The 4,985-nt window shown below is 61.0% G+C and carries 6 protein-coding genes; 2 read left to right on the top strand and 4 right to left on the bottom strand.

Annotated features, from left to right (window positions below; translation table 11 throughout):
- Together ABF859_RS15380 and ahpC are read right to left on the bottom strand one after the other, a co-directional pair.
- A partial coding sequence (locus ABF859_RS15380; RefSeq protein ID WP_415528507.1) for a thioredoxin family protein occupies positions 1-781 on the bottom strand: 781 nt, incomplete at its 3' end.
- Between the two features lie 128 nt (positions 782-909).
- Positions 910-1,473: an alkyl hydroperoxide reductase subunit C gene (ahpC, locus tag ABF859_RS15375; RefSeq protein WP_415528506.1), complete on the bottom strand. Its 564-nt coding sequence runs from the start codon at positions 1,471-1,473 to the stop codon at positions 910-912.
- Between the two features lie 258 nt (positions 1,474-1,731).
- Between ahpC and ABF859_RS15370 the strand changes: the two genes are divergently transcribed.
- Complete coding sequence (locus tag ABF859_RS15370; RefSeq protein WP_415528505.1) at positions 1,732-2,661, top strand: hydrogen peroxide-inducible genes activator; 930 nt, start codon at positions 1,732-1,734, stop codon at positions 2,659-2,661.
- 8 nt (positions 2,662-2,669) lie between these two features.
- A complete protein-coding gene (locus ABF859_RS15365; RefSeq protein WP_415528504.1) occupies positions 2,670-4,178 on the top strand; it encodes a hypothetical protein in 1,509 nt (502 codons plus the stop codon).
- Between the two features lie 39 nt (positions 4,179-4,217).
- Here ABF859_RS15365 and ABF859_RS15360 read toward each other — a convergent pair whose 3' ends face one another.
- Both ABF859_RS15360 and ABF859_RS15355 read right to left on the bottom strand, forming a co-directional pair.
- On the bottom strand, positions 4,218-4,685 hold the full coding sequence (locus ABF859_RS15360) for a hypothetical protein (RefSeq protein ID WP_415528503.1): 468 nt from the start codon (positions 4,683-4,685) through the stop codon (positions 4,218-4,220).
- Between the two features lie 100 nt (positions 4,686-4,785).
- On the bottom strand, positions 4,786-4,985 hold a 200-nt coding region (locus ABF859_RS15355; RefSeq protein WP_415528501.1), incomplete at its 5' end, for a cation:proton antiporter.

The raw sequence follows: 4,985 nt of genomic DNA, 5'->3' as shown, positions 1-4,985 counted from the left end.
GCACGGAAATGAAGTTCTCGATCCCGGCCGTGTCCATGACCTGACCGCCAAACCGCTCCGCCACAAGACCCGTGCGCAGACCCTTACGGGCGGAATAGATCGCCGCCGCGTCGCCCGCAGGCCCCGCACCAAGCACCAGCACATCGAACGGCGCCATATCGTTCAGCTTTTCGGCCGAACGCGCGACCGAAGCCGTATCCAGCCTGGCAAGAATATCCGCCACTTCCATCCGGCCCGACGCAAAAGGCTCGCCATTCAGATAGACCTGCGGGACAGAGCGGATGCCGAGGCGTTCCACTTCATCCTGAAAATCCGCGCCATCAATGGCCGTGTGATGGATCTTCGGGTTCAGCACGCTCATGGCATTGAGCGCCTGCACCACGTCCGGGCAGTTCTGGCAGGACTGGGAGAAATACGTCTCGAAATGGAAGTCGCCGTCCAGCGCACGGATCTGTTCGACCACATCCGCCTCGATCTTCGGCGGATGGCCGCTGACCTGAAGCAGCGCCAGTACCAGGGACGTGAACTCGTGCCCCATCGGCAGACCCGCAAAGCAAACCTGGATATCGGTGCTGGGACGACGGATCACGAAGGATGGCGTGCGGGAGCCCTGCCCCTTGTCCGAAAACGTCACCTTGGGGGACAGGCTGGCAATGTCTTCCAGCAGGCCGCGCACTTCAGTAGAGCGGGCATCCGCGCCAAGGGTCGCCTCAAGCACGACCGCATCACGCAGGTACTCCATATAGGCGCGCATCTGGGTTTTCAGGTCGTCCTGAAGCATTGTTTTTCTCCGGATTTCGGGACTGGATAATTTGGAACCGGAAGACTGTCCGGCTCAGCCGCCTCCAGTGAAGGAGGCGGAGGCTGGTGGAACCCGAAAGCCCCACCCTCATCAGATCCGGGAGCGGATCAGATCTTGCCGACGAGGTCGAGGGACGGCTTCAGCGTCTCGCCGCCTTCCTTCCACTTGGCCGGGCAGACTTCACCCGGATGGCTTGCGACATACTGGGCAGCCTGGATCTTGTCGAGCAGTTCGGAAGCACTACGGCCAACGCCACCGGCGGTGATCTCGATGTACTGGATCTTGCCTTCCGGATCGATCAGGAACGTGCCGCGATCAGCCAGACCGGCTTCCTCGATCAGCACATCAAAATTGCGTGCGATCGTACCCGTCGGGTCACCAAGCATCGTGTACTTGATCTTGCCAATGGCCGGGGACGTGTCGTGCCAGGCCTTGTGCGTGAAATGCTTGTCCGTGGAGACGGAATAGATTTCCACGCCCAGCTTGTCGAAAGCGGCCTGGTTGTCAGCGAGGTCTTCAAGTTCCGTCGGGCAGACGAACGTGAAGTCGGCCGGATAGAAAAAGAAAACGGCCCACTTGCCGCGAACGTCGGAGTCCGTGACCGTGAGGAACTCACCGTTGCGGAAAGCATCGGTAGAGAAGGGCTTCAGCGGGGAGTTGATGCGAACCATCAGACTGTCTCCTGACCTTGGGTTGATGTTGCGTTGCGGACTCTGTGTCCCACAGGAAGAGAGAGACAGGAAACAGTTCCTGTCAATATGACTGATCGACAGAACCGAATTATCGATAAAAACCTATCAGAACCACCGATCACGGGGCACAAACCCTGTTTTGTGATGCAGCCGTCCGCGACCCTACCTTGCCGTTATTTTTCCATGACAGGCAGAACCGCACTTCCCCATCAGGTTGTTCGGTCATATCTATGGCTCATGAGCTATGTTCCCCTCTCCGGCCTTTCCCTGCGCGATATCGAATATGTGGTGGCGGTCGATGACCTGCGCAACTTCTCCCGCGCGGCAGAACGCTGCGGTGTCAGTCAGGCGGGACTGTCCGAACAGGTCCGCAAGCTCGAGCAGCTTCTGGACGTGACGCTTTTCGAGCGTTCACGGCGTCATGTCGCCCCGACCCCGGATGGCGAACGCCTGCTGGCACTTGGGCGGGAGGTCCTGGCGGCCGCCCGCAACCTGCTCGAAGTCGCTCGCGCCCAGACCGGTCCGATGGAAGGTGCATTGAGGCTCGGGGTCATCCCCACGCTTGGCCCCTATTACATTCCGGGGCTCCTGCCGCGTCTGCGGGAACATTATCCCTCCCTCAGCCTGCGTCTGCGCGAAAGCATGACGAACACGCTCGTCCATGCTCTGCGCAACAGCGAGCTGGATGTTGCGCTGATGGCTCTCCCCGCCCCATCCGATGCCCTGGAAAGCGCACCGCTTTTCGAGGAATCCTTCCTCGCCGTTTTCCCGAGCACACATGAACTGGCCCGGAAACCGAAACTGTCCCTCAGCCAGCTCGGCCGACCGGACCTGCTTCTGCTGGAGGACGGGCACTGCCTGCGCGATCAGGCCCTGTCCATCTGCCCGGCGGAACCCCGAGGCAGCGAACAGCGCCTGGCTACCAGCCTCGAGATGCTGTGGTACATGATCGGCGCAGGCGAAGGCTTCTCCCTCATTCCCCAGCTCGCCCTGCGCAATCGCACCGACTTCGAGGACCTGATTACCGTCCGCATCCTGCCCGAACCCGAAGCACGCCGCACAATCGGCCTGACCTGGCGCGCGTCCGACCCCCGTGCCCCCGTATTCCGCGAATTTGCCGCCTATCTGCGCAGCATCACGCCGGAACACTGTCACCCCTGCTCCTAGAGCCTCACATGCCCCAGACAACGCCCCACGGCCCCGGCGCCCCGAACACCAGAGGCCCGGAGCTTTCCGGAATGGCCTATGGCCTTGTGCTGAGCGTGATGGTTCTGGTGATCGCCCTGCAGGCTTTCATCCTTCCCGCAGCCGTCTGGCAAGGCGACGAATACGACTATTTCGCCAATATCCGGGATCAGGGTCTGTCATTCCTGACTGACAGAATGCTGCACTGGAGCATGCGCCCCTTTTCAGAAATTGTCATTTTCGGTTACGGCACGCTCGTCAACATGCTCCACAGGCCACTGGCATGGGTATTTCTCGCCCTGACCTGGCTGTTCTGCGCAACAGTGGCGTTTCTCCCCTTCCTCCGTCATGCCCGCATTCCCCTGCCCGCGCGCATCCTGATCCCGGCGTCCCTCGCAGCCATTTTCATGCTGGGCCATCCCTCCGCGGACCTGTTCTACTGGCCGATGGCAACGATCGCCCATCTTCCCGTTCTGGCCTCAGCCTGTGGACTGGTCCTGCTTGTGACCGCCGGCATCCTGTCGGGCAGGCAGGAAGCCCTGCTCCTGACCCTCGCCATGACGTCGAGTGAAGCCGGACTTTTTCTTGGCACGCTGTGGCTGGGCGGACGGGGCGTGCAGGCCCTGTTTTTTCGCAGCAGCCTGCCGGAAAAACAACGGAACTGGCTCCTTCTCCCAGCAGGAACATGGCTCTGCCTGGCCGCCGGCATGATCTTCAATCACCGCATGAACGGTGGAGGTTTCCCGTTCACCCCCACCCACGGCCATGTGTGGGCAAGCATCGCTGCCTCTTTCGGCCCGTTCCTGAAAACCCTGCTCGCCCTCCAGCCGGACGAAATGAGTACGGGAAGCACCTTCACCCGCTCTGCGATCCTCACTGGCATTGCCCTGAAAACGATCCTGACCGGTACATTGACAGCACTTTTCATGACCTGTGGCATCCGCCCCGGCCTGCGCACTCTCATGCTGCCGGCCTTTGCCCTCACAGGCACGCTCTATCTGACGATTGCAGCAGCGTTTTACGGATTTGGCTTCCTGTGCTGCCAGCGTCATGAAGCATTCCGACTGGATCTGTCTTTCCTGCTTATCGTGCTGCTTGCGGGAGCCCTGAGTACGGTGCTGTCAGGGAAACTGTCATCCCTGCCGCAGAACAGGACCTCCCGGAATACGCTGGAAGCCTGCGCCCTGATGGGACTGCTGATCTTTGTCGGATGGACGGGGCGCTGGCGGCTGCCGGACCTGTCACTGGCCGTCGCCGGCCTGCCTCTGGAAAAGGCCGCCCATCAAAGTCTCTGGGCATCGGGCCTCGCCCCCGGAACGACGATGATCTACCCGGAGGGCACAACCTCTCCCGCTTTTCACTACTGGCACTGGGAACCTGGAACCTATCATGCTGGCGGAGCAGGATGGGATGTCCAGTCCGCCATGCGGTATTTTGGCAAGACAACGATCCATGTCCTGCCACCCGTCACCCTTCTGCCCGGCCCTCCTGCCCCCTGATCCGCAAGAGGAGGAGAGGGTTAGCCTCAGGACGGGATCTTATTCAACGGCATTGCAGCGGGTGCCCGAACCCGGAAAATCCGAGCACTCACCCTTCACGGAATCCCAGCGGAAATCCATTTCAGGGCCTGCCATGCCGTTGGTCTGGAACTCGGTCGTGACGGCACTCACATTCGTCACGTGCCCCTTGCCGTACACCAGATCAACATAACCGTTGTGAAAACCCGGGATCTTGCCAACGCCTTCAAAATAGGTCGGCTTCCCGTCTTTTCCCGGCACGCCGAACAGTTTGCTCACCTGGGCTGGCGTCGCATGTTCCAGCTTGCGCAGAAACTCTGGCGAAAGGCTCTGACAGCTCACTTCGGGGCGCGGATCTTCACCCACGTTCGACTGCCAGCAGGTCGCCTGCCCCGGTAGCGGGGTCGCGGATGCAGGCTGGGACGCAACCAGCCCCGCGCCCAGTGCCGCGGCCATCGTGAAACCCGTGAAATGCTTCAAGCGTATCATCTGAAAATACTCCAACAGAACTCTCTGTTTTCCGAACCTATCACAGCGTCCTGACGGAACCCACAGAGCCTGCCGAACACCTTTTCCTGAAGTCCCTGTCTCAGGCGGGCGGCACAGCCTCGGGATACAGCCAGCGCACCACCCGTCCCATCGTCAGCCCCTGTACGATGATGGTGAACACCACGACCCCGTAACATACGGGCAGCAGCGTATCGCGCAATTCCCCCGCCGGCAGTCCCAGAGCCAGCGCAACGGAAATGCCTCCCCGCAGCCCACCCCAGGTCAGAACTCCCAGAGCCC

The organism is Gluconobacter sp. (assembly GCF_047722525.1).
Classification (GTDB): Bacteria; Pseudomonadota; Alphaproteobacteria; order Acetobacterales; family Acetobacteraceae; genus Gluconobacter.
The sequence above is the reverse complement of the archived record's forward strand: the minus strand, read 5'-3'. Positions and strand labels throughout refer to the sequence as shown.

What these genes read in the sequence shown, in the direction of transcription:
- ahpC (WP_415528506.1), bottom strand. Translation starts at nt 1,473, where the DNA reads ATGGTTCGCATCAACTCCCCGCTGAAGCCCTTCTCTACCGATGCTTTC.
- ABF859_RS15370 (WP_415528505.1), top strand. Translation starts at nt 1,732, where the DNA reads ATGAGCTATGTTCCCCTCTCCGGCCTTTCCCTGCGCGATATCGAATAT.
- ABF859_RS15365 (WP_415528504.1), top strand. Translation starts at nt 2,670, where the DNA reads ATGCCCCAGACAACGCCCCACGGCCCCGGCGCCCCGAACACCAGAGGC.
- ABF859_RS15360 (WP_415528503.1), bottom strand. Translation starts at nt 4,685, where the DNA reads ATGATACGCTTGAAGCATTTCACGGGTTTCACGATGGCCGCGGCACTG.